Raw genomic sequence first — 22,985 nt, 5'->3', positions numbered from 1 at the left:
GGGGGGGAACCCCCGGGGGGGGGCCGCCCGGGGGGGGGCCGGACCTCGGCGCGCCCCGGTTTTAAAACTAGTATCTGGGGGGCCCCCCCCCCCCCCCCCCCCCCCGGGGGGCCCCCCCCCGGGGGGGGGGGGGCCCCCGCCCGTTTCGTGGCTCAGGCCGCGACCGGCGTCTGCTCCGCGCCCCGCTGCTCCGGCTCGGCCGTGCGCCTGGACAGCAGCCGGTCCGCTGCGAAGGCGCCGGGGCCGGTGAAGACCAGCAGCAGGAAGGCCCAGCAGAACATCGCGGAGGCCTCGCCGCCGTTCTCCATCGGCCACAGCGCCTCGGGCTGGTGGACCGTGAAGTAGGCGTACGCCATCGAGCCGGAGGCGACGAGGGCCGCGGCGCGCGTGCCGAGGCCCACCAGGACGAGGGTGCCGCCGACGAGCTGGATCACGGCCGCGTACCAGCCGGGCCAGGTGCCCGCCGCCACGGTGCCGCCTCCCGGGGCGCCGCCGAGGACGCCGAAGAGGGAGGCGGCGCCGTGGCAGGCGAAGAGCAGGCCGACGACCGCGCGGAACAGGCCGAGGGCGTAGGGCTGGGTGCGTTCGAGGCGTCCGGGCATGTGGGGGTACTCCTTCGGTCGCCGGTCGGAAGGGGACCGGTGGGGGACGGAACCGAGTGGGCTGCCCACGTTAGGTGACCCTAAGGAGTACTTGCAAGTTCAACATCTGGTCATGCGGGAACTCCGGGTTACCGGCGCGTAAAAAAAACCACCCCACGTGGGAAACGTCCCAGTGGGGCGGCTCGGGAAGGACGCGCTGACCGAAACCGTGCGGAACGGCGAGGACCCGGATTGCGGAATCCGGATTACGCCAACTCCCGCTCGGCGACCGTCCGCAGGACCGTCTCCCCGTCGCGTTCCGAGCGTGCCTGCTCCAGCCGCAGCCGGGCCGAGCGGCCGCGCAGGGTCAGGGTCATGAGCTGGTTGCCGAACCAGGGGCCGCCGGTCCGGCGCCAGGAGACCGCGGGCGGCGCGCACCGCCCGTGCCGGGTGAACAGCCTCCCGAGCGCCCGCGCCGGGGCGCTCCAGCCGAAGCGGAAGCCGAGCCGGATCGAGAGCGGAACCGAGTTGTGCACGGGGGAGCAGGTGAGCTGGGCGACGCGGGCGCCGGGCCCGCGCCCCGGCCAGGACGGCTCGGCGACGTAGGCGTGGTGGACGTCCCCCGACAGCACGCTCACCGTCGCGGGCGCCCCCGGGCCCGTACCGGCCTCGGCGATCAGGCCGGCGAGCGCGTCGAAGGACGACGGGAACGCGGACCAGTGCTCCAGGTCGGCCCCGCGTCTGATCCGCTCGCCCAGCCGGGCCCAGCGTTCGCCGCGTACGCCGCCGCACACCGCCGCGTTCCACGCCTCCACGTCGTGCACCAGAGGGGGCAGCAGCCAGGGCAGGGAGGTGCCGATGAGCAGGTGGTCGTAGGGGGAGTGGCCGTCGTCGCGTCCGTCGAGCACCTGCTCGCGCAGCCAGGCGGCCTCGCCGTCGTCGAGCATCGAACGGCGGTCCTCGGCCAGTACGCGGGCGGCGCGGGAGTCCACCATCACCAGCCGTACGCGGCCGAAGTCGCGCCGGTAGCTCCAGCGGACCGTGTCCGGGGCGGAGTCGGCCCGCGCGGCGAAGGCGCGCAGCGCGTCGGTGCCGTCGGGCGCCGAGAGGACGGCCTCGTAGAGCGGGTCGGCGGCCAGTTCGGCGGGGGAGAGGTTCCCCAGGTGCTGGTACACCCAGTACGACATCAGGCCGCTCAGGATCCGCTCGCTCCACCAGTCGGTGGCCCGCATGTCGGCGAGCCAGGCGGCGGAGGTGTTCCAGTCGTCGATCACGTCGTGGTCGTCGAAGACCATGTACGAGGGCACGGTGGACAGCAGCCAGCGCACCTCCGGGTCGCTCCAGGACTCGTCGTAGAGGTGGGTGTACTCCTCGTAGTCCGCGACCTGGGCGCCCGGCGGCTCCGCAGGGTCGCGGCGGCCGGCGAGCCAGCGTCGCGTCGCGTCGGAGACCTCGTCGGCGTACACCTGGTCGCCGAGCAGCAGCAGGACGTCGGGCCGCTCGCCGGGCGGACCGGCCGCCAGGCGGCCGGCGAGGGCGTCCAGCGCGTCCGGGCCCACCGGGTCGTGCCCGCCGGCCGGCGGCGCGGCCCAGCGGCAGGAGCCGAAGGCGACGCGCACGCCGTCCCCGCCTGCGGGCGTGGCGATCACCGAGGGCGGGAAGCCGTGGTCGGGCGGCGGCCACACGCGGGCGCCGTCGAGGAGCACCTCGTACTCCGTGGCCGTGCCGGGGGTCAGCCCGGTCACCGGGACCAGGGCGTAGTGGTGGCCCGCGATCTGGAACGTGCGGGCCGTGCCCCGCGCCCCGTCGGCGCACCGCACCTCGGCGGTGCAGGGGCGGCTCGTCTCGGCCCAGACGGTCGCGGACGAGCCGTCGGTGTGTCTCAGCAGTGGTCCCAGGCGCAGTCCCGCCATGGCGATCCCCTCCTCCGTCGCCCCGTACCGTACGGAACGACGGAGGCCGACGGGGAGTGTCCGCGCCGGGACCGGGTGCGTCTCAGCAGCTCGCCAGGTGGTTCTGGAGGGCGGACTTCTCGGCGGAGTCGACGGAGAGGCCGTAGTAGTACTTCACCTGTACCCAGGCGCGCACGTAGGTGCAGCGGTAGGCGGTCCGGGACGGCATCCAGGTGGCCGGGTCCTGGTCGCCCTTGGCCTGGTTGACGTTGTCGGTGACCGCGAGGAGCTGCGGGCGGGTGAGGTCGTTGGCGAAGGCCTGGCGGCGGGAGGTGGTCCACGCGCTCGCCCCGGAGTCCCACGCCTCGGCGAGGGGGACCAGGTGGTCGATGTCCAGGTCGGAGGCGGCGGTCCAGGTGGCTCCGTCGTAGGGGGAGTACCAGCTTCCCCGGACGGCGGCGCAGGAGGAGTCGGTGACCACGCCCGAGCCGTCCCGCTTGAGGACCGTCTCGCGGGTGTTGCAGGTGCCCGACTGCGTGATCCAGTGGGGGAAGAGGTCGCGGTTGTAGCCGGTGCGGTTCTCCGTGGCCACCGTGAGGGAGGCGAGGTAGGAGCGGGCGGTGGTGGCGCTCACCGGGGTGGGCAGGGCGGCGGAGGCGGTCGGCCCGTTGACGAGTCCGACCGAGGCTATGAGCCCGGTGAACGCGGCGAGGGCGGCCAGCCGTCGACGCGCGTAGAACTTCGGCATGCGAACTCCCTTGGGGTGTGGGGGTGTTGCGTCGCGGGCTGGGGAATACTCGCGGCGCCACGTGGCGCACAGATGTGCGGCCGGTAAGAAGTTAGTGACGTGTGCATGGCACGTCTAGGAGCGCGGCGGGACTTTCGCCCCTCGGGGGCGCGCGGGGGCTCGCGTACCATGGACGGCGCAGAAGGGGAGTAGTCCTTCGCCGGACCGTCGACATACTGCTCAGCTCGTCTGAGCCGGCGCCCGGAGGCGGGTCTCGTACGCGAGGCCGGCCGGCGAGACCTTCGGCAAGCAGTGCACGCCCGTGCCGTACGGCACGGGCGACCCGTGTGCTGCCGTGCCGAGGTGTCTTTCCCGCAAGGACCAGCACTCTCGGCGGGGCGGCCCCGACCGACAGAGGATCCCTTGATCAGCCTGACCGTGACGGCGCTCGTCTTCGGCGTCGTCTTCCTCGCCGAACTGCCGGACAAGACCGCGCTCGCCGGCCTCGTCCTCGGCACCCGCTACCGGGCCTCGTACGTCTTCGCCGGCGTCGCCGCCGCCTTCCTGCTGCACGTCGTGCTCGCGGTCGCGGCCGGCAGCGTGCTCACGCTGCTGCCGCAGCAGATCGTGCACGCGCTGACGGGTGTGCTGTTCCTCGGCGGCGCCGCGGTGCTGATGATGAAGAAGGACGACGACGAGGAGGAGATCCGCAAGCCCGGGGACCAGTCCTTCTGGAAGGTCTCCGGGGCGGGGTTCATGCTCATCCTGGTCGCCGAGTTCGGTGACCTCACGCAGATCATGACGGCCAACCTCGCGGCCCGTTACGACGATCCGCTCTCCGTCGGCCTGGGTGCGGTGCTGGCGCTGTGGGCGGTGGCCGGGCTCGGCATCGTCGGCGGGAAGGCGCTGATGAAGCGGGTGCCGCTGGCGCTGATCACCAAGATCGCCGCGGTGCTGATGACCGGCCTCGGTGTGTGGAGCCTGTGGGAGGCGATCGCCGGCTGAGCCGGTGGGCCGGGGTCCCGGCGAACGGAGGGTGAACGTTCGCCGGGAGCGGTGGCATTCGGGCGAGCTGTTTTGTACCGTGGGGGAACAAAGTGGCTCCCGCCCGTTTCCCTGACCGGCGGGCGGGGCCGCCTTGTTCCCTCCCCGTTCCTTGGAGTCTGCCGATGACGGCCACCACCGTTCTTCCCGCCCGTGCCCTGCTGCTCGACATGGACGGCACCCTCGTCAACTCGGACGCCGCCGTCGAGCGCGTCTGGCGGCGCTGGGCCGGCCGGCACGGGCTGGACGGCGACGAGGTCATGAAGGTCGTCCACGGGCGGCAGGGGTACGCCACGATGGCGCTGCTGCTGCCGGACCGGCCGATGGAGCAGAACCATGCCGACAACGCGCGGATGCTGGCGGAGGAGACGGCGGACACCGAGGGGGTCGTGGCGATCGCCGGGGCGCCGCAGTTCCTCGCCTCGCTGCGGGGGCTGCCGCACGCGCTGGTGACGTCCGCGGACGTGGCGCTGGCCACGGCGCGGATGGCCGCCGCCGGGCTGGGGATGCCGGACGTGCGGGTGACGGCGGAGTCGGTGGGGGCGAGCAAGCCGGATCCGGAGGGCTTCCTGAAGGGGGCGGCCGAGCTGGGGGTGGACCCCGCGGAGTGCGTCGTCTTCGAGGACTCCGGGGCGGGGATCGCCGCGGGGCGCGCCGCGGGGATGCGGGTGGTGGGGGTCGGGCCCCGGGCCTCGGCGCACGGGCCCGACGTGGTCGTGCCGGACCTGACCCGGGTGCGGGTGGAGGACCTGGGGGACGCGGGGCTGCGGGTGGTCGTCGCCTGAGAGTGCCGCGGCGCCTGAGCGGGGTGGATTCGCTGCGGGGGCCGCTGGTGCCCGGGGGTGCCGTTGGGCGGGCGGGTTTGCGCCGCCCGGCGTTGCGGGGTGCCGCCGCGCCCACCCGTGCCGCCCCGGGCGGCACGCATGCCCGCGGTTGCGTGACATGGGGCCGGCGTTGCGGGGTGCCGTGCCCGTTGGGTGGGTTGGCTGGGTGGGCTCCGTCGGCCGGGGTTGCCGTTGCGGGTGGGGCGCGCCGCCCGGCGTTGGCGCGGTTGCGCGGGGTTCGCCGCCCCGTGTCGGCCCGGACGGGTCAGTTGCCCGGCGCGCCCCCCGGTGTGGCGCCGCCTCCCGGTTCCGGGGGGCCTCCGGTGTCGGTGAAGAACTGCCACAGGGTGAGGAAGGCGATGAGCTGGGCGAACAGGTACGCCATCTGCAGGGAGAAGTAGCGCATCTGGTAGATCGAGAGCAGCAGTCCCAGACGGCTCTGCCAGTACCGGCGCTCACCGCGGAAGGTGTCCAGGTCGAGGGCTATGCCGGTCAGGGTCATGACCAGGAGCATGGCCGCGGCGCACTGGGCCAGGTTGGTCTGTCCCTCCCGGGTGATCCAGTTGCCGACGGCGTCGAGCCCCGTCGGGAGTGCGAACGCGGCCGTGATCGGCAGGCTGCGCACCGGACCCCGGCGCCCGGGCAGCCGCCGCCAGAGCGCGCCGAGCAGGAAGCCGACGCCGGCCCAGGTCACCTGCCAGTAGACGAGGCCCATGAGAAGGCTGGGAAAGCCGTAGCCGAAGTAGAGGGTCGAGGTGAGGAACTCGCCCCTGAGCTGCTCGGACCAGACCATGAGGGCGCTCACCGGCAGACCGATGACCCCGGCGAGCGCTGCGGCCCGGCAGCCGTTCTCCCACCAGGTCGTGCGGGGCCCCAGTGCGAGGGCGGCGTCGACCACGGAGACGTCGGCGGGGAGTCGGTCGGCGGCTCCCGAGGGCGTCCGCCAGTGATGGAGGCCGCGCAGCTCCCGCTCGTAGGCGCGTCGGCTGTGCGCCTCGTCGTCCGACTGGCCCTGGTCGAGGCGGCGCAGCTTGGCGTGCACCTCCCGGAACCTGCGGGCCCTGTCGAGCAGGTCGTGACGGCGAGCCTCGTCCAGGGCCTTGCCGAGCGGGGTCCCGGAGCGCTGCAGCGGCCGGTCGAGCACGGCCCGGCCCCTGCCGAGGGCCAGACCCAGCCACAGGGCACCGAGGTTCACGAAGACCCACAGCCAGCTCAGCGCGCCGTTGCCGGTGAACCAGCCGAGGCCCATGCCGACCATGACCGGGAAGAAGAGGAGCAGCCACAACTCCTCGGTGGGGTCGGGGCCGTGCGCCGAGGCCGCGGGCCGGTGTGCCCGGGCCCGCAGCACGGCGAGGACGGCCAGGCCGACGAGGATCCAGTCGTAACCGAACCACCAGTCCTTGCCGGTGTCGGCGAACCAGGTCAGCTCGTTCCGCAGGGCCGTCAGGTGAGCGGTTCCGTAGGCCGGGTCACCGTGCGCGCTCAGCCAGGACGCACGCTGCCAGTCCCGTTCCCTGGTGAACCCCACACACAGGCCGATCACGACGACGGCGAGGACGAGCGCCGGTGCCGCGTGGCGCAGTCGCAGCTCGCGCGGGATCCCCGGGGTGCCCGGGGTCGCGGGCGGACGGTCCTTGATCAGCCCGGCCGCGCGGGACAGACGCCAGCCGGTGGCCACCGTACCCAGGAGCAGCAGACCGAAGGCGCAGCCGACCGCCGTGAAGAGCGCGACGACAGCCCGGTCGGGGGCGTCCTCCGGGAGGAAGAGGTGAGCGGGGAGCCCGAAAGTGTCGGGCCGGACCGCCACGACCAGCGCGGGCACGGTGAGGACCGCGCCGGCCAACTGGACGGTACGCCGCGGACGGCCGAAGAGCATCACGGCCCAGCCGATGACGAGACTGGCGGCCAGACCGTGGCGTGCCTGCAACGTGGCCCAGTCGTCGTGGGAGAACTCGGCCAGCACGCGGTAGAGGAGGTTCTCCCCGGTGTTCAGCACGCTGATCGCGAGGAACACCCACGCCCATCGGGTCACGGTGGCGAGCTGTGCCGTCTCGTCCGCCGTCAGCGGTCCGCCGGCCCGTCTGGTCCTGCGCGCGGCAAGGAGCAGCAGGACGGCCAGGGAACCCTCCCAGAGCAGTTCGCCGGCGGTGCCGGCGCCGAGGAAGCGGAGTCGGTCGCCCTGGGTGGCCCAGGAGCGCTGCCAGGCGGGGTCGACGCGTACGTCCACGGCCGGCAGGGCCTGGCGCGCCGGCCGCCAGAGCAGACCCGTGTCCCCTTTGCCGCCGGTCGGGCGCGGGCGGGCCGTGAGGGCGCCGGCGGAGCCCGGGTCCACCACGACGGACGTCCATCGGGCGCGGCGCAGGGCGTCGGCGGGGTTGAGGCGAATCCGCCAGTGGTCCTTGCCGATCTCGACGTCCCAGGGCCCGACGTACGTCATGCCGGTGCCGTCCGCCCAGGCGTAGGTGTCCACCCGGACCTCCACGGCACCCTTCTCCGGCGTGACGCGCGGAGGGCGGGAACGCCACTCGTCCCACCACTCGTACTGGCTCGCGGTCCCCCTCAGCAGACAGCGCATCGCCTTCCGGTACGCCGCGGACTCCTCGCCCAGGAGCAGCCCGGTCGCGTGGGGCCACGCGGAGGGGACCCGCACCGTGAGCCGGCTGACCAGCTTGCTCTGGGTGCGGCGTTCATGCTCCAGCCGCAGGGACGCGCTCACCCGGGCCGTGGCGAGATGTCCCGCGGCGCAGGGATCGTCCGACGCCCGGGCGACCTGGCCCGGCGGGGCGAGAACCCCGAGCAGCAGAGCCATGAGTACGACCGCACACGCCCTCAACCCGCCTCCCCCGTCACGTGGTTGTCACCCCCCATGATGATCGACGGCCCCGCCCGGACGCGTCGGGTTTTCCGGTACCGGGACGTCGGCGGCGCGCATGACCGCGGGGTGCGTGCCCCGGCGTTACGGGGCGGCGCCGTTTTCGCGGGCGGTCAGGGGTCGGTCGTTTCCGATTCCAGGGAGTCGCGGGTGGAGTCGCCGTAGACGCCCGAGGGGTCGTCGGTGATGCCCCGGGCCCATTGGTAGCGGTGGACCGCGTCCTCGACCTGGCGGTTGTAGTTGCCGTTGACGTCGCCCGTGTAGAGGTGGAGCTGGGCCAGGCGCTGCTGGAGTTCGGTGACCTCCGAGCCCCGGTCGCCGCGCCGGAGGGTGCCGCCGCCGCTGCCGGGGTCGGGGGCGAGGGCGGGGGTGCTCGGCGTCGTGGGGGTCGGCTCGGGGGAGCGGGACGGGGACGGGGACGCGCTCGACGCCGAGGGGGACGGAGACGGGGAGGAGTCGGCGGACGCCGACGCCGATGCCGACGCGGAGGGGGACGGGGACGCCGAGGCCGGGCTCGTGGACGTGGAGGGGGTGGCCGGGGCCGGGGGTGCCGAGGAGTCCGGGGCCGACGGGTCCGGGACGCTCGCACGGACCTCGTCCGGCAGGGCCCCGTCCCGGGAGGGGGACTCGTAGGAGAACAGCCCGCTCGCGTACCCGGCGGCGCCCACCACCACCGCGACCGCCCCGGCGACGCCGAGCAGCACGCCCCGCCGCCGTCCGCGCGCCCGGCGGCCACCGCGGCCGTCCGTGTCCGGATCCAGGGGCGCCGTCGCCGGTCCCGGCGCCTCGAACAGACTCAGGTCGCGGGCGCTGGGCGTGTCCGCCGACGGGGCCAGCGGCGTGGGCAGCACGGAGGTCGCCTCCGTGGCCGCGGCGCCGGGGTCGACGGCGCGCAGCGTCATCGTGGCGTCCGGGTCCGGTGCGGGCGCCGGGGCGGAGTCGGCCGGGGGCGCCTCGCCGGTGCCGTCCAGTTCCACGTACGGCCGAATCCGCAGCGGGTCGAAATCCTCCGCGGCCGCCGCCTCGGCCGTACGCGTCTCGCGCAGGGCGTCGGCGGCACGGGACCCGCAGGAGCAGGACGGCGTGTTGTCCGCCTCCCTGGGCGCCCCGCACTCGGGGCACTGCCGCCCCGAAGGTCTCCCCTGCGGGTCCTGTGACGGCTTCTTCCTCTGCTCCACGCGCCCGTTCCCTCCCCTCGCGACTCCCCTCGCGAACTCCAGAGATTATGCAGATCTCCTTCACACCCGTGCGCGCACGACCCCCGGAACACCCGCTTCCCGCAGGACTGAACAGGCCATAACTGGTCACACCGATCAGGATGGAGTGGGCTGGACTCCCGGGAGGTCTTCCATGGCAGCGGATGTGCGTGAAGCGACGGACCAGGCGCGGCCCGAGGAGCGGGAACAGGTCGGCGGCGGCGTCCTGGTCTCGATCGGGGCCCTGCTCCTCGGCATGCTGCTCGCCGCCCTCGACCAGACCATCGTGTCGACGGCACTGCCCACCATCGTCAGCGACCTGGGCGGGCTGGAGCACCTGTCCTGGGTCGTCACCGCGTACTTGCTGGCCGCCACCGCCGCGACCCCCCTGTGGGGCAAGCTCGGCGACCAGTACGGGCGCAAGCGGCTGTTCCAGACGGCCATCGCGATCTTCCTGGTCGGCTCCGCACTGTGCGGCGTCGCCCAGAGCATGTCCGAACTGATCGCCTTCCGGGCGTTGCAGGGTCTGGGCGGCGGCGGGCTGATGGTGCTGTCCATGGCGATCGTCGGCGACCTGGTCCCGCCCCGGGAACGCGGCCGCTACCAGGGACTGTTCGGCGCCGTGTTCGGCGCGACCAGCGTGCTGGGGCCGCTGCTCGGCGGGGTGTTCACCGAACATCTGAGCTGGCGCTGGGTCTTCTACGTCAACCTGCCGGTCGGCGTGGTCGCGCTCGCCGTGATCGCGGCGGTGCTGCACATCCCGCGCCGGGCCACCCGGCACGTCATCGACTACCTCGGCACCCTGCTCATCGCGTCCGTCGCCACCTGTCTGGTGCTGGTCGCCTCGCTCGGCGGCACGACCTGGGCCTGGGGGTCGCCGCAGATCGTCGGCCTGGCGGTGCTCGGCGTCGTGCTGGCCGCCGTGTTCGTGGCGGTGGAGCGCAGGGCCGCCGAACCCGTCCTGCCCCTCAAGCTGTTCCGGGTCCGGACCTTCACGCTGTCCGCCGTCATCAGCTTCATCGTCGGCTTCGCGATGTTCGGCGCGATGACCTACCTGCCCACGTTCCTCCAGGTCGTACGCGGTGTCACGCCGACCATGTCCGGGGTGCACATGCTGCCGATGGTGGTCGGCGTGCTGCTGGCCTCCACCGGCTCCGGGCAGATCGTCAGCCGCACCGGCCGCTGGAAGGTGTTCCCCGTCGCGGGCACCGCCGTCACCACGATCGGCCTGCTCCTGCTGCACCAGCTCGACGAGAACAGCTCGACCGCCGAGATGAGCGCCTACTTCTTCGTCTTCGGCGCGGGCCTCGGCCTGGTGATGCAGGTCCTCGTCCTCATCGTGCAGAACGCCGTCTCCTACGAGGACCTGGGCGTCGCCACCTCCGGTGCCACCTTCTTCCGCTCCATCGGCGCGTCCTTCGGCGTCGCCATCTTCGGCACGGTCTTCGCCAACCGCCTCGCCGACAAGCTCGCCGACGCCTTCCGGGGCGCGACGTTGCCCCCCGGCGTCTCCGCCGACTCGCTGAAGGCCGACCCGCGCGGCATCGGCGCCCTGCCGCCCGCCCTGCGCCCGGAGGTCCTGCACGCCTACGCGTCCGCCATCACCGACGTCTTCCTCTACGCCGCTCCCGTCGCGGTCCTCGGCTTCGTGCTGGCCTGGTTCCTGAAGGAGGACCGGCTGCGCGGCTCGGTCACGGCACCCGACGGCACCGAGACCTTCGCCAGCAACCCGGTCGAACGGTCCTCGCACGACGAGGTGTGCCGCGCCCTGTCCGTGCTCGGCACCCGCGAGGGCCGCCGCGAGATCTACCGGCAGATCACCGCCCGGGCCGGTTACGACCTGCTGCCGGCGGCGAGCTGGATGCTGCTGCGGATCAGGAAGTACGGGCAGGTCGAACCGGCCCAGCTCGCCGAGCGCGGCCCGGTCCCGCTGGCCGCCGTCATGGCCGCCGCCCGGCAGGTGGAGGAACGGCGCCTCGCCGTCCGCGAGGGCCTCGACCTGACCCTGACCGACCTGGGCCGCGAGTACGCGGAGCGGCTGGCGCGGGCCCGCGAGGACTCCCTCGCCGAGTTCCTGGGCGACTGGTGGGGGCCGGACCGGCCGACCGACCTGGAGCGGCTGGTGAAGGAGCTGAGCGGCGAGCTGTGCGGGTCGGAGCGGGAGCGGCCGCACAACGGGCAGCCGCACACCCTGTCGCGGGCGTCCGACTGAGCCCGCCGGGCCGGGCCCCGCGCGGCGCCTGCGTCAGGCGGGCCGGTCCAGCGGCTTCGAGAACCAGTGCTCGGCGTAGGGGTCGTCGTTGTGCGGCTCGGTCTCCGCGTAGCCGAGGCGGGTGTACAGGGCGCGGGCCTCCACGAGGTCGCCGCGCGTGTCCAGGACGATCCGGGTGGCCCCGAGGTCCCGCGCCGCGTCCTCGGCGGCCCCGACGAGCAGCGCGGCACCGCCCCGGCCGCGCGACCCGGGCCGCAGGAACACCCGGGTCAGTTCGGCCCGCGTGCCGTCCAGCAGCCGTACGCCCGCCGTGCCGACCGGCTCACCGGCGTACCGGGCCACGAGCAGCCGGCCCCGGGGCGGCGCCAGGTCGGCGCCGGACTGCGCGGCGATCTCCCGCTCCAGCTCGGCCGGGTCGGTGGGCCGCCCCTCGCGCAGCAGGTACCAGCGGTCGCTGACCTCCGTGTAGTACGCCCGCCACAGGGCGGCGGCGACGGGGGAGTCGTACGGTTCCGGGGCGACGGTCCAGGTCATGACGGCATTGTCGGGACGGGCCCGCCCCCGGCGCGAGCGTATTTTCCCACCGATGCGCCGTCGGCGCCCCTTGTGCGCCGTTTGAGCGGGCCTTCCGGGGCAACCCGCACTCCGAACCGGCCGCTCGCAGGAGCCGGTTGGGCCGAGAACCGGAAGGCATCCATGTCCACAGGCGTGATCATCGCTCTGATCGTGATCGTGGCGGCCGTGCTCGTCGCCGCGGCCGTCCTGGCCTCGCGCGGGCGGGGCTCCCGGCACGGCGGAAGCCTGAAGCGACGCTTCGGGCCCGAGTACGACCGGGCCGTGGCCCGGCACGACGGCGACACCAAGGCCGCCGAACGGGAGCTGGCCGAGCGCGTGGAGCGGCACGGGTCGCTGCGCACGAGGCCGCTGGACCCGGCCGAGCGCGAGCGGTTCGAGGCGCGCTGGGCGGCCGTCCAGGAGCGCTTCGTCGACTCCCCGCGCGAGGCGGTCGGAGAGGCGGACCGGCTGATCGCCGAACTGGCCGGGGTGCGCGGCTTCCCGGACGGCGGGCAGTACGAGGAGCAGCTCGCCGCGCTGTCCGTGCACCACGCCCACCACGTGGAGGGCTACCGGCGTGTGCACCGGGTGACGCACGCCCGGGTGGACGGGGCGCAGGACAGCGGCGCGGGCACGGAGGAGATGCGCGCCTCCCTGGTCGAGGCGCGTGCGCTCTTCGAGGACCTGGTGAGCCCGTCCCGTCACGACGGCGGACGGCACCGCGCCGGGGCGGACGGCGACGCGGCCGCCCCGATCCGCACGCGGCAGCACCACCAGCCCTGGTCGTTCGGCAAGCACCGCCCGAAGGAGAGTTGAGGCACATGTCCGACGTGACCCGGCAGCCCGGCGCCCCCGCCGAGCGAGCCCCGCACACCCCCGGCACCCGCGCGGACGGCGTCCCGCCCGGCCTGCCCGAGGACGGCACCTACGCCGGCCAGGGCGTCGCCGGCACCGGGCCCGATGCGGTCCCCGGCCGGCGGACCGACCCGACCGGCACCGGAGTGGGCGCGACCCCCGGTCGGCCCGGTGACGGCACCCACGCCGGCCAGGGTGTCGGCAGCACCGGGGTCGATGTGGCCCCGGACCCGACCGGCACCGGCGTCCGAGCGGGCGCAGCCGCCGGCACCCACGCCGGTCACGGCCCCGCGACGCCGGACACCGGCACGGCACACGGTGACGGGCTCCTCCCGCCCGGCGAGTGCGATCTGCTCGGGGAGCGGCTGCGGCACGCGGTGACCGAGTTCGTGGACGCGCCGCGCGCCTCCGTCGAGGAGGCCGACCGGGTGCTGGAGGAGGTCGCCGCCCGTCTCGCGGACGCGGTGGCGCACCGCCGCCGCACCCTGCGCACCTCCTGGCAGGAGACCGGCGGGGAGTCCCGCGCGACCAGCACCGACACCGAACAGCTCCGCTTGGCCCTGCGCGACTACCGCGAGCTGGCCGACCGCCTGATGCACGTCTGACCGGCGCGCGGACGCACCGCGTGCCCTACCGTTCCGCCCGGCGCTCCCGCCACCGCCGTACGACCTCTTCGACGTCGTAGGGCTTCAGACCCAGCGGGGGGCCGGGCGGCGGCTTGAACATGACGTCGCGGATCCTGACGTTGATCTCCTCGACGATCCTGCGGGCGGCCCGCTCCGAGGGGGCGTTCGCCGCCGCCTCGAGCGCGTCCTCCGCCTCCTTGCGCAGGGCCAGCGTCGGCGGCAGCACGGAGACGCCCTCGCGGGCCAGCTTCCGCTTGATCCACCACTGTTCGTCGTACGTGCTGTCCACGTCGCCCGGGAGCGGCTTCCCCGCCCCCGGCAACCGGTCGAACTCGCCGCGCGCTTCCGCGTCCCGGATCTGCTTGTCGACCCACGACTCGAACTCCACACCCGGTGGCTTCCGCTCGGTCATGAGCCCATTGTGCCGGACATCACCCCACCGGCCGATCTATCATGCGGCGGCATCAAGCCATTGCCCTCGCGGGACGTCTCGAAGGAGCGCACGTGCTCGAACTCACGATGGCCGCCGTCACCGCGGCGGACGCGGGCGCCACCGCCGGCATGCAGATGGCGGACGCGCCCAGCGAGCCGGGCGCGGTGCTGAGGGTGGGCCGGGACAGGTCCGTGTGCCGGCTGGTGACGCCCGACGACTGGCTGTTCGTCTCCCGCGTCCACCTGGAGTTCCGGTGCGGCCCCGACGGCACCTGGCAGCTCACCTGGCTGCGCGGGTCACAGCCCGACCCGTCCTCCCGGGTCCGGCTCTCCGTGGGCCCGCACACCCAGGAGCTGGCCTACGGCGGCACCGTGCCGCTGCCCCGGGGAGGCAGCGGCGAGATCGTCGTCCAGGACCGCACCGAGCCGCGCAGCGTCAACGTCGGCTTCTACCACGAGGTCTAGGCGAGCACCCGGGCCAGCGCGAAGCCGTCGTAGCCCTTGGCGCCGACGGTCTGGATCGCGGTGCCGCTGAGCCGCGGATGGCTGCCGATCAGCTCGATGGCGGCGCGGGTGCCGCGCACGGAGTCGTCGGTGCTGCCGGCGTCGGCCACGCTGCCGCCGCGGACCACGTTGTCGAGGACGATCAGGCTGCCGGTGCTGGTGAGCCTGAGGGCCCACTCCAGGTATCGCGCGTTGTTGCCCTTGTCGGCGTCGATGAAGACCAGGTCGAAGGGGGCCGGGTTCTCGTCGGCCAGCTCGGGCAGCGACTCCAGCGCCGGACCCACGCGCACGTCGACGAGCGCGTCCAGGCCGGCGCGGGCGATGTTGCGGGTGGCGACCTCGGCGTGCAGGGGGTTGTACTCCAGGGTGACCAGGCGGCCGTCGGCGGGCAGCGCGCGGGCCATCCAGATGGTGCTGTAGCCGCCGAGGGTGCCGATCTCCAGGATCGTGCGGGCGCCCTGGACCTGTGCGAGCAGGTGGAGGAGCTTGCCCTGGGTGGCGGTGACGTTCACCTTCGGCAGCCCGGCGGCGTCACTGTCCCGCAGGGCCGCCTCCAGCGCTTCGTCGTCGGCGGCGAGATGGCCGGTGAAGTAGGCGTCGACGTCGTCCCAGAGCCGCGAGTCACTCATGCCGGGGGTGCCTCCAGAGTCTGTAGTTAGCGCTTCTAAGTAGGCGCGCTAACGAATATAGACGCAGGTACGCGGCGAGCCGGGATCTTTTTCAAAAGTCCCGGCTCGCGTGTCCCCGTGGCGGACGCCCCGCCCGTGCTCAGGCCTCCGCGCGCTCCACCGCCGGCGCCGAGCCCGGCAGTGGGCGGCCGGCCGACTCCGACATGAACCACACCGCCACGCCGCCGATCACGGCCGCGGCCATCATGTAGTAGGCGGGCATCATCATGTTGCCCGTCGCGCCGATCAGCGCCGTCACCACCAGCGGCGTCGTGCCGCCGAAGAGGGACACGGAGATGTTGAAGCCGATCGACAGCGAGCCGTAGCGCACCCGCGTCGGGAACAGCGCCGGCAGCGCGGACGGCATCGCCGCGGTGAAGCAGACCAGCAACAGGCCCAGCGCGCCCATGCCCAGGGCGACGGCGAGCAGGCTGCCCTCGCGGATCAGCAGCAGCGCGGGGACGGACAGCAGCAGGAAGCCCGCGCAGCCCGCCGCGATCACCGGCCGGCGTCCGACCCGGTCGGTCAGCGCGCCCGCGAACGGCTGCACGACCATCATCAGCGCCATCACACCCAGCACGACCAGCAGGCCGTGCGTCTCGTCGTACTTCAGCTCGCTCGTCAGGTAGCTCGGCATGTACGACAGGAGCATGTAGTCGGTGACGTTGAAGACCAGCACCAGGCCGACGCAGAGCAGCAGCGCCCTCCACTGGCCGGCGATCATCTCGCGCAGCGGCACCCGGGGCCGCTCGGCCTCCGCCTTCTCGACCTCGGCGGCGAACGCCGGGGTCTCCTCCAGCCGCATCCGCAGGTACAGGCCGATGATGCCCATGGGGCCCGCGATCAGGAACGGGATGCGCCAGCCCCAGGAGGTCAGGTCGCCGTCGGACAGCAGGGCCGTCATCAGGGTCACCAGTCCGGCGCCGCCGATGTACCCGGCCAGCGTGCCGAACTCCAGCCAGCTCCCCAGGAACCCGCGCTTCTTGTCCGGCGCGTACTCGGCGATGAAGGTCGACGCGCCCGCGTACTCACCGCCCGTGGAGAAGCCCTGCACCAGGCGCGCCGCCAGCAGCAGTACCGGAGCCCACACGCCGATCGACGCGTACGACGGGATCAGCCCGATGGCGAACGTGCCCGCCGCCATCATGATCATCGTCAGCGCGAGGACCTTCTGCCGCCCGATCCGGTCGCCGAGCGGGCCGAAGACCATGCCGCCGAGCGGCCGGACGAGGAACGCCGCGGCGAAGGCGCCGAAGGTCGACAGGAGCTGGGCGGTCGGGTTGCCCGACGGGAAGAAGACCTTGCCGAGCGTCACCGCGATGTAGCTGTAGACGCCGAAGTCGAACCACTCCATGGCGTTGCCGAGCGCGGCCGCCTTCACGGCGCGCTTGACGAGCGCGGGATCGGTGGCGGTGACGCCGGACGCCGCGGCGCCGGAGCGGCCGGGCTTCTCCAGGGACGGATGGGACAGGACGGTGGCAGCCGACAAAGCTCCGCTCGCCTACCTTTCGACGGGGACAGGGACACCGCGACCCGCGCGGCGGCACTGTCGCCGGGTCGGCCACCGGTGGCGATCGGGCCACTGGCAGAAAAGCGACCATAGGCGGTGGTGTGCCGCTTACGCCCGGTAAGCTGCTTGTTGCCCTGTGCATCAATATGGCGTGCACGCAGGGACGTCTCGTCGGTACGGAGCGCTCTTCGGGCCTTTGACCTGTGACCCTTCTCGCTTCCCGCGGGCCGCCGGCGGGCCCCCGGACGTGGCGGCGGGCGACCGGGACGCGACCGCACTATGGTCGTGCGGACAAAGGCGGGCCAAACGGCCGGCCGACGGCGGGCGGCAGTCAGGTGGAACGGGGGTTGCCCGCGTCTCCCTCAGGGGCGCTGCGAGCCGCATAGGGTTCGCAGGAAGATCACCCGCGCACACGGGCGCGCGGACGAGCGGGGCGGGAGGCCGACGGGGCGTGGCTAATGCGGAGCACGGCGGGCGGCCGGCGGAGGCTTTCGGAGCCCCGGCCGGCGCGGTGACGACCGGGGCGCGGCTGCACGCGGCGCGGCTGGGACTGTGGCTGATCGCCGCCGTCCTCGCCGCGCGTCAGCTCGCCACGGTCCTCGGCACCCCCCGCGGGGAACGGCTGACCGACCTGGAGACCTGGGTCGGGGAGCACGGGGTGCTGCACGTGGAGGGGTCGCTGTACGACTCCACGCGGTTCACGGGCACGCCCTTCGTCGGCCTGGTCCTCAAACCGTTCACACGCGCCGCCGAGCAGGCCCTCGGCTGGGGCTGGACCTTCGGCTCGCTGCTGCTGGTCGTGGCCCTCGGCCTGGTCGCCGCCCGCGCCCTGCCGAAACCGGTGGGCCGCCGCACCGCGCTGCTGGCCGCGCCGGTCGCGGTGAGCCTGCTGATGCTGTCCCTGCCGGTGCGCAACGCGCTGTGGCTCGGCCAGACCAGCATCCTGCCGGTGCTGCTCGTCCTGCTGGGGTGCTTCGCCGTACGCGGTGAGCACGGCGAGCGGATCGGCGGCGCCCTGATCGGTGTCGCCGCCGCCTTCCAGCCGACGGTGCTGCTGTTCGTGCCGCTGCTGTGGTTCACCGACCGCAGACGGGCCGCCCTGTCCACGGTGGGCGCGTTCGCCGCCTGTACGGCCATCGCGTGGGTGGCGATGGCGCAGGACTCGTACACCTACTGGGTCCATCATCTGGCGGGCGTGGGGCTCGGCGGGGCCGCCGACGATCTCGCCAACCAGTCCCTGCACGGCGCCCTGCTGCGGTTCGGCCTCTCCGGTCCCCTGGAGATCGCCCTCTTCCTGGTCCTCGGCGCGGCCGTCTCGGTCCTCGCCCTGCGCCGCGCCGTGCGCTACGCCCGGGACGGGCAGCTCCTGCTCGCCGTCGCCGTCACCGGCTGCGCGGCGGTCGTCGTGTCGCCCGCCACCTGGCAGCACCAGCTCCTGTGGGTGCTGCTCGCGGTCGTCGGCCGGGTCGGCAAGCGCGCCTCCGACCGGTACGTGTGGCCGGTCGCGGTCGTCCTGGTGATGACGCTGCCCGCGAAGATGATGCTGCCGAACATGGCGGCCCTGCACCCGCTGCGCGACAACGTGATCCTGCTCGCCGCGCTGGCCGCCGCGGTCGCCGTGCCGTTCCTGTCGCGCACGTCGCCGCACTTCGACGCCCCGGTCCCGACCGCCTACGCGCCCCCGGTCCCCACCCGCTTCCGGCACGTCCCGCTGCTGCCCTTCCTGCGCCGGGTCCTCACCCGGCCCAACCTGCTGCTGGAGCTGCTGCTCATCCGGGTCACCTACGCCGCCTACTCGCAGGTGCGGCTCGCGGCGACCGGCGGCAGCAACTCGGCGGGGCGGGCCCGTGCCGAGGAGCACGGCTGGCAGATCCTCGACATCGAGCGGTTCCTGCGCATCGACATCGAGCACACGGTCAACCACGCCGTGGTGAGGATCGGCTGGCTGCGGGACTTCTTCGACTTCTACTACACGTCGTTCCACTTCGTGGTCCCGCTGACCGTCCTCGGCCTGCTCTACTGGCGCCGCCCGGTGGACTACCGCTGGGCCCGCGCCTCCCTGGGCTTCGCCACGCTGCTGGCCCTGGTCGGTTTCTGGCTGTACCCGCTGGCGCCGCCGCGGCTGATGCCGACGCTCGGGATCATCGACACGGTGCACGGCGTGCAGGACTTCTCCAAGCCGGACTACGGCACGCTGACGGCCCTCACCAACCAGTACGCGGCGATGCCGTCGCTGCACTTCGGCTGGTCGCTGTGGTGCGGGCTGGTCATCGCGGTCATCGCCCCGAGGGCGTGGATGAAGGCGCTCGGCCTGCTGCACCCGCTGTTCACCGTCTCCGCGATCGTGGCGACCGGCAACCACTGGGTGCTGGACGCGGTGGGCGGCGCGGCCGTGGTCGGCGGCGGCTTCGCGCTGACCCACCTGTTCCAGGGGCCGCGGGCGCGGACGGTGACGGCCCTCGCGCCGGCCGCCCTCCGGGGCGCCGGCTCCGACGGGGTCAGCAGTGGTTCCCCGTCCCCGGAGAAGGACCGTACGCCGAGCTGATCCGGTACTCGCCCGGCGCCGGGACGGTCAGCCGCGTGAACTCGCCGTCGCGGGTGAGGCACCCGCCGTCGGTGCGCAGCCAGGGCGACCAGGCGACCCGCACGGTCACCGGTCCGGGCCGCTCGGCGCGCAGCACCAGGTCGGCGCCGCCGGTCCTGACGACGCTGCCGGGGGAGACGAGCGGTACGGCGTCCCGCACCCGGTAGATCCTCCAGTGCTCGTCCTGCCAGACGGGTTCCAGCCAGTCGGGCCGCAGGTCCGGGTCCCGTACGAGGGCCGCCTCGGCCTCGGCGGGGCCGTCCGGCCGGCCGAGCGGCAGGACGACGAGGCCGACCGCCCACCGGTCCAGCCAGGCCCGGTAGGCGTCCGCGGAGAAGCCGCCGTCGTAGAACAGACGGCCGCGTTCCACGTCGAGCTGCCGGTTCCAGCCGCGGGCGAGGTTGACGTGCGGGGCGAGCAGGGTGGCCTCGCGGTGGTTGCGGGCGGGCACCACCTCGACACGGGTCCGGTCGGCGCCGAGCCCATCGAGGGCCCGCACGACGCCGTCGGTCTCGGCGGCCCAGGCGGGCACCACGGTGGACACCCTCAGGTCGTCGGCGGTCTTCTGCCCGACCCAGACGACGGAGTAGACGAGGGCCACCACGAGCAGTCCGCGGGCGACGCGCCGTGCCCGGTCCACGGTGAGCAGGGCGGCCAGCAGCACGGCGGGCGCGAACAGTTCGGCCAGCCGCTCGACGTTCGTGCCGACGGGCGAGGCCACGAGGTACGTCAGCACGGTCCCCGCCGCGTAGACGGCTCCGCTCCAGCGGGCGGTCCGCCAGGTGCGCGGCGCGAGCAGGGCGACGGCGAGGGCGAGCAGGGCGGGCGGCCAGATCCGGTTCACCGGCATCGGCTGCTCCCCGGTGAAGGGGAAGAACAGCGTGGTGAGCCCGACGACGGCGGCCGGGGGTATGAGCAGGACCAGCGCCCGTCCCCAGTCCCGCACCAGCAGGAACGCGGCCCCGACGACGGCCGTGAACAGTCCGGCCACGGGTGACGCCATGGTGGCGAGCGCGGCGTAGGCGGCGGCGAGGGCGAGCCGCCGTTCGCGCACCAGGGGCACGCAGGCGGCCAGCCCGAAGGCGACACCGAGGGCGAAGGTGGTCCGTCCCGAGGCGACGTTGCACCACAGGGCGAGCGAGGCGAGCACGGCGGGCCCCAGCGGCCTGCGCACGCCGGTCCGCACGATCAGTACGGCCGCCAGCCAGGAGGCGGCCAGCCCGGAGACGACGGTGACCGTGCGCACGCCGAGCGCGGCCATCAGGTACGGGGATATCAGGCTGTAGTTGGCGGTGTGCGTGCCGCCGTACCAGAACAGTCCGTACGCCGAACCGCCGTGCCGGGACGCGAAGTCCGCCCACGCCTCCTGCGCGGCGAGGTCACCGCCGCCGGTGGCGAGGAAAACCCACCACAGTCCGTAGGCGGGCAGGGTGGGAAGCGTGGCGAGGAGCGGGACGCGATGTCGGCGCCAGAAGGCGCGCAGGGCGCCGTCCGGCCGTCTGTCCGCCCGCTGTTCGGGCCGGGTGACGGTGAGATCGGCAGGGACCACGGTCGGGGCTTCCGTTCGGCTTCGTCGGGGGTGCCCGGCGTGGACACACGTGCGAAGACGATAAATCGAACGGAAGCGTTGACCCGACCCGGGTCCGGGTCAGCCGGCCGTGGCGGAGGCCCAGTTGAGGAAACCGCTGAACGCGGCGGGGGAGAGGGTGAGGACGGGGCCCGCCGGGTCCTTGGAGTCCCGCACGGCGACGGCGGCGGGCAGTTCCGCGACCTCGACGCAGTTCCCGCCCTGGTCGCCGCTGTACGACGACTTGCGCCACGTGAGCGGGCCGAGTGGCGTGCACTCGACGCAGTCGCCGCCCTGGTCGCCGCTGTAGCTGGACTTACGCCACTGGACCCTCGTCGGCATCGCCTTGTTCCCCATAGCGTTCCTCCATCACCCGGCGGATCAGCTCCGCCGAGTCCTTCAGGGGGAGCGCGGCGGCCCGGAGGTGATCGTAACGGAGCGAACAATCCCTGACGGTGTCCGGGTTGGCCGTCGGATGACCGGTGCCGTACCCCTCCGTGTAGACGATGGACGGGTCGCTTGCGAAGCGATAGAGGTTGAATGAGCCTTGCAGTCCCGCGTGCGCGCCCGCCGAGAACGGCAGCACCTGGATGTTGATGCGGGGATCACTCTCGAACGACAACAGGTGGGCCAGTTGCCCGCGCATGGCCTCCCCGTCGCCGATCCCCTGAAGCAGGGCGGCCTCGCTGAGGATCGCCCAGAAGACCGGCGGCTCCTCCTTCTCGAAGATGCGCTGCCGGGCGAGCCGTACCGCGGTGCGGTCGTCGAGGTCGCTCTTGTCCAACGCGCCGAGAACGCCTCGGACGTAGGCGTCGGTCTGGAGCAGGCCATGCACCATGTGCGTCTGGAAGGTGCAGATCTCGACCGCCCGGACCTCCAACTCGGCCACCTGTTGGAACCAGGCAGGTAGCTGGCTGCGCATCACCAGGGTGACCAGCCTGGACAGCAGCCCGCCCGTGCCCAGCGCCGCGTCCACCCGTTCGCTGAACTCCGGTGTCGGCAGCTTGCGGGCCGTCTCGATCTGGCCGACCAGCGAGCCGGTGTAGTTGACGATCTCCCCGAGCTGCCGCTGTGTCAGGCCGGCGGCCTCCCGGTACCGGCGCAGCTCGAAACCGTAGTAGTCGAGCGGCGAGGCACCGGGGTCGAGGATGTTGACGTGGGTCACGCACGGGCCCCTCTCGCGCAACTCGGTCCACCGGGGGACCGGTTGTATTCGTTCGGTAGCCCACGGTAGTCGTCCCGCGTCACCCTCGTGCCGTGAACGATTACTTTCCCCCCACGCTCATGGGGTGCCGCCCGGACCAGTACAGGATGTGCTTCACCGCCGGGGCGCACTCGGCCGGGCACGTTCGGCGCATCGTCCGCTCCCACCTGGCCGAGTGGGACCTCGCCGCGCTGACCGACGCGGTGGAGCTGGGCGTGACGGAGCTGCTCGCCAACGTCGTACGCCATGTCCCCGGCCGCCGCTGCACGATGCTGCTGCTGCGGCAGGCGGACCGCGGCGGGGTGCGGGTGGAGGTGCGGGACGACAGCCCCCGACTCCCGCGCCTGGCCGGTGAGGTGTCGGACGACGCCGAGGGCGGACGGGGGCTGGTGCTGCTGGAGGCGGTGGCCGACACATGGGGGGTCGGGCCGGGGCCCGGCGGCGGGAAGACGGTGTGGTTCGAGTGCGGCGACCGCTCCCGCCCGCCGGGCTGACCCCGTCTCAGCCCAGGGAGTCCTGCGAGGCGACGACGACGCCGTACAGGTCGGAGATCGTGGCGAGGGCGCCGCGGTGGAGCTGCCGCGACTCCACCTCGGCGTCCGGGGCGGCCAGGGTGCGGGTGGCGCAGGCGTCGGCGACGACCGTGGGCCGGTTGCCGCGCAGGAAGGCGCCCTGCGCGGTGAAGGCGACGCACATGTGCGTCATGAAGCCGACGACGACGAGGTCGGTGTTGCCCGCCTCGTCGACGAGGCGGCCCAGCTCCGTGCCGTGGAAGGAGTCCGGCGCCTTCTTGGTGACGACGGGCTCGCCGTCGACCGGCGCGACGCTCGGGTGGATCTGCCCGATCTCCGCCCCGATGTCGTAGGGCGTGCCCTCGCCGCCGTCGTGGACGACGTGGATGACCTTGGCGCCCTCCTCGCGGGCCCGGGCCAGCAGCCGGGCGGCGGCGTCGAGCGCGTCCCGCCAGCCGTCCAGCTCCATCACGCCCGTCGTGTAGGTGTTCTGGTAGTCCACGAGGACCAGGGTGGAGGCGGCGAGCTTCGCGGGGGTGTCGTCCAGTCCGTTGAGCCGGCGCAGCGTGGTGCTGGGCATGGGGAACTCCCTGGTGTCGTGAAGGGGTCGGTGTCCTGTG

The 22,985-nt window shown here is 73.5% G+C and carries 21 protein-coding genes; 8 read left to right on the top strand and 13 right to left on the bottom strand.

Annotated elements, in window-relative coordinates; all coding sequences use genetic code 11:
• Positions 1–152: 152 nt before the first annotated feature.
• The 3 genes from ACH499_RS02675 to ACH499_RS02665 form a co-directional block, all read right to left on the bottom strand.
• On the bottom strand, positions 153–602 hold the full coding sequence (locus ACH499_RS02675) for a DoxX family protein (protein WP_399013416.1): 450 nt from the start codon (positions 600–602) through the stop codon (positions 153–155).
• Between the two features lie 245 nt (positions 603–847).
• Positions 848–2,494 (bottom strand): alkaline phosphatase D family protein, encoded by a 1,647-nt coding sequence (locus tag ACH499_RS02670; RefSeq protein WP_399013414.1) that lies wholly within the window; start codon positions 2,492–2,494, stop codon positions 848–850.
• An 82-nt stretch (positions 2,495–2,576) separates the two neighbouring features.
• The gene (locus ACH499_RS02665) at positions 2,577–3,221 is read right to left on the bottom strand and encodes an HNH endonuclease family protein (protein WP_356197114.1); all 645 of its coding nucleotides are present in this window, start codon (positions 3,219–3,221) and stop codon (positions 2,577–2,579) included.
• Between the two features lie 402 nt (positions 3,222–3,623).
• Here ACH499_RS02665 and ACH499_RS02660 point away from each other — a divergent pair, with 402 nt between their 5' ends.
• Together ACH499_RS02660 and ACH499_RS02655 are read left to right on the top strand one after the other, a co-directional pair.
• Positions 3,624–4,205, top strand: a complete 582-nt coding sequence (locus tag ACH499_RS02660; RefSeq protein WP_356197116.1) for a TMEM165/GDT1 family protein — start codon at positions 3,624–3,626, stop codon at positions 4,203–4,205.
• A 164-nt stretch (positions 4,206–4,369) separates the two neighbouring features.
• Positions 4,370–5,029, top strand: a complete 660-nt coding sequence (locus ACH499_RS02655; protein WP_399013411.1) for an HAD-IA family hydrolase — start codon at positions 4,370–4,372, stop codon at positions 5,027–5,029.
• A 304-nt stretch (positions 5,030–5,333) separates the two neighbouring features.
• Here the strand turns inward: ACH499_RS02655 and ACH499_RS02650 are convergent, their stop codons facing one another.
• Positions 5,334–7,877 (bottom strand): DUF6185 family protein, encoded by a 2,544-nt coding sequence (locus tag ACH499_RS02650; RefSeq protein ID WP_399013409.1) that lies wholly within the window; start codon positions 7,875–7,877, stop codon positions 5,334–5,336.
• Positions 7,878–8,053: 176 nt separating this feature from the next.
• Positions 8,054–9,118 (bottom strand): peptidoglycan-binding protein, encoded by a 1,065-nt coding sequence (locus ACH499_RS02645; protein ID WP_399013407.1) that lies wholly within the window; start codon positions 9,116–9,118, stop codon positions 8,054–8,056.
• A 172-nt stretch (positions 9,119–9,290) separates the two neighbouring features.
• Between ACH499_RS02645 and ACH499_RS02640 the strand changes: the two genes are divergently transcribed.
• The gene (locus ACH499_RS02640) at positions 9,291–11,348 is read left to right on the top strand and encodes a DHA2 family efflux MFS transporter permease subunit (RefSeq protein WP_399013406.1); all 2,058 of its coding nucleotides are present in this window, start codon (positions 9,291–9,293) and stop codon (positions 11,346–11,348) included.
• Positions 11,349–11,381: 33 nt separating this feature from the next.
• On the opposite strand, the gene ACH499_RS02635 is transcribed toward ACH499_RS02640, so the two are convergent.
• The gene (locus tag ACH499_RS02635; RefSeq protein WP_399013404.1) at positions 11,382–11,882 is read right to left on the bottom strand and encodes a GNAT family N-acetyltransferase; all 501 of its coding nucleotides are present in this window, start codon (positions 11,880–11,882) and stop codon (positions 11,382–11,384) included.
• 162 nt (positions 11,883–12,044) lie between these two features.
• Between ACH499_RS02635 and ACH499_RS02630 the strand changes: the two genes are divergently transcribed.
• Positions 12,045–12,719 carry a hypothetical protein gene (locus ACH499_RS02630; protein WP_399013403.1) on the top strand — a complete coding sequence of 225 codons (675 nt, stop codon included), beginning with the start codon at positions 12,045–12,047 and terminating at the stop codon, positions 12,717–12,719.
• Between the two features lie 5 nt (positions 12,720–12,724).
• The gene (locus ACH499_RS02625) at positions 12,725–13,363 is read left to right on the top strand and encodes a hypothetical protein (protein WP_399013401.1); all 639 of its coding nucleotides are present in this window, start codon (positions 12,725–12,727) and stop codon (positions 13,361–13,363) included.
• A gap of 25 nt (positions 13,364–13,388) precedes the next feature.
• On the opposite strand, the gene ACH499_RS02620 is transcribed toward ACH499_RS02625, so the two are convergent.
• On the bottom strand, positions 13,389–13,796 hold the full coding sequence (locus ACH499_RS02620) for a DUF1992 domain-containing protein (RefSeq protein WP_356197135.1): 408 nt from the start codon (positions 13,794–13,796) through the stop codon (positions 13,389–13,391).
• Positions 13,797–13,888: 92 nt separating this feature from the next.
• On the opposite strand from ACH499_RS02620, the gene ACH499_RS02615 reads away from it, so the two are divergent.
• Positions 13,889–14,281, top strand: coding sequence for an FHA domain-containing protein (locus tag ACH499_RS02615; RefSeq protein WP_356197137.1), 393 nt, complete (start codon positions 13,889–13,891; stop codon positions 14,279–14,281).
• Here ACH499_RS02615 and ACH499_RS02610 read toward each other — a convergent pair.
• Entirely contained in the window at positions 14,278–14,949 is a 672-nt protein-coding gene (locus ACH499_RS02610; RefSeq protein ID WP_356197139.1) for an O-methyltransferase, read from the bottom strand. The genes ACH499_RS02615 and ACH499_RS02610 overlap by 4 nt on opposite strands.
• Before the next feature lie 139 nt (positions 14,950–15,088).
• Positions 15,089–16,477: a glycine betaine/L-proline transporter ProP gene (proP, locus tag ACH499_RS02605; RefSeq protein WP_399013398.1), complete on the bottom strand. Its 1,389-nt coding sequence runs from the start codon at positions 16,475–16,477 to the stop codon at positions 15,089–15,091.
• 472 nt (positions 16,478–16,949) lie between these two features.
• Between proP and ACH499_RS02600 the strand changes: the two genes are divergently transcribed.
• A complete protein-coding gene (locus ACH499_RS02600) occupies positions 16,950–19,043 on the top strand; it encodes a bifunctional glycosyltransferase 87/phosphatase PAP2 family protein (RefSeq protein ID WP_399013396.1) in 2,094 nt (697 codons plus the stop codon).
• Here ACH499_RS02600 and ACH499_RS02595 read toward each other — a convergent pair.
• From ACH499_RS02595 to ACH499_RS02585, 3 genes are all read right to left on the bottom strand, one after another.
• Positions 18,997–20,631 carry a hypothetical protein gene (locus ACH499_RS02595; protein WP_399013394.1) on the bottom strand — a complete coding sequence of 545 codons (1,635 nt, stop codon included), beginning with the start codon at positions 20,629–20,631 and terminating at the stop codon, positions 18,997–18,999. The genes ACH499_RS02600 and ACH499_RS02595 overlap by 47 nt on opposite strands.
• A 99-nt stretch (positions 20,632–20,730) precedes the next feature.
• Positions 20,731–20,991 (bottom strand): DUF397 domain-containing protein, encoded by a 261-nt coding sequence (locus ACH499_RS02590; RefSeq protein ID WP_399013391.1) that lies wholly within the window; start codon positions 20,989–20,991, stop codon positions 20,731–20,733.
• On the bottom strand, positions 20,966–21,814 hold the full coding sequence (locus ACH499_RS02585) for a helix-turn-helix domain-containing protein (RefSeq protein ID WP_399013390.1): 849 nt from the start codon (positions 21,812–21,814) through the stop codon (positions 20,966–20,968). Before ACH499_RS02585 ends, ACH499_RS02590 begins: the two co-directional genes overlap by 26 nt.
• Positions 21,815–21,906: 92 nt before the next feature.
• On the opposite strand from ACH499_RS02585, the gene ACH499_RS02580 reads away from it, so the two are divergent.
• Complete coding sequence (locus ACH499_RS02580; protein WP_399013387.1) at positions 21,907–22,347, top strand: ATP-binding protein; 441 nt, start codon at positions 21,907–21,909, stop codon at positions 22,345–22,347.
• Between the two features lie 7 nt (positions 22,348–22,354).
• Here ACH499_RS02580 and ACH499_RS02575 read toward each other — a convergent pair whose 3' ends face one another.
• On the bottom strand, positions 22,355–22,945 hold the full coding sequence (locus ACH499_RS02575; protein ID WP_356197150.1) for a cysteine hydrolase family protein: 591 nt from the start codon (positions 22,943–22,945) through the stop codon (positions 22,355–22,357).
• Between the last annotated feature and the right edge of the window lie 40 nt (positions 22,946–22,985).

Origin of the sequence: Streptomyces sp. NPDC018947 (assembly GCF_044390505.1) — a bacterium.
Lineage (GTDB): Bacteria > Actinomycetota > Actinomycetes > Streptomycetales > Streptomycetaceae > Streptomyces.
This window is presented reverse-complemented; position numbering and strand designations above follow the sequence as displayed.